Source organism: Bacillus sp. LR--39 (assembly GCF_053613335.1).
In genome coordinates this window covers 1-797 of sequence record NZ_JBSIOT010000686.1, presented here as the reverse complement: position 1 = coordinate 797, position 797 = coordinate 1, and the positions used below count along the sequence as shown (strand labels likewise).

1 protein-coding gene is annotated in these 797 nt (G+C 46.9%); it reads right to left on the bottom strand.

Features of this window, described 5'->3' with window-relative positions:
• On the bottom strand, nt 1-797 hold a 797-nt coding region (gene spoVB, locus ACWHAR_RS25845; RefSeq protein WP_452088271.1), incomplete at both ends, for a stage V sporulation protein B.

Sequence of the window (797 nt, the reverse complement as noted above, 5' to 3'; positions counted from 1 at the left end):
AGCTCCAGCCAAATTAAGCGCCTGCAGCACAGCTTGAAGCGGGCCTTGGAAATAATAAAGCAGAAAAAATGGGGCCATTACTTTTATAAATACAGCTGCGCCTGAGGAACCGTACATCACTCTCATCAGCTCATCTGCAAATACAAATAAAATAACAACTGAAATGCCTCCGCTGAGCAGACAGAGACGCATCGCCTGTTCCAAGCGGTATTCCACCACCTGCAATTTTTTCTGCTCCATTCCTTCACTGATCGCAGGAACAAGCGCGGTCGACAAAGAATATGTAATAAAGCTGGGCAGAGTCAGCAGCGTCATGGCAAAGCCGGTCAGTTCCCCGTATTGCTTTGTTGCGGCAACTGTTGCCACACCGGCGATGGCAAGGCTTTGAGCGACGACGATTGGCTCGAAAAACCAAGAGAGGTTTCCGATAAAGCGGCTCCCGGTCGTTGGAAGGGACACGCTCATTAATTGGGTAAAGGTTTGTTTTCCGTTTTTAATTGACTGGAAAAAATGCTTTCTGATTTTAATTGTCTTTTTATACTTAAAGCAAACGAATAAATAAAGAAGTGATGCCAGCTCCCCTGCCACTGAGGATAGCATTGCCCCCGCTGCAGCATATTCAATTCCGTAAGGGAGAAAAATCGTTGTGCAGACAGCCACGAGTGAAATGCGGACGACCTGTTCAAGGACTTGTGACATAGCAAGCGGGTTCATATTCTGTTTTCCTTGAAAGTATCCCCTCAGCACACTCGATATAGCAATAATCGGCACAACCGGCGTAATGGCCAAGAGCGGAT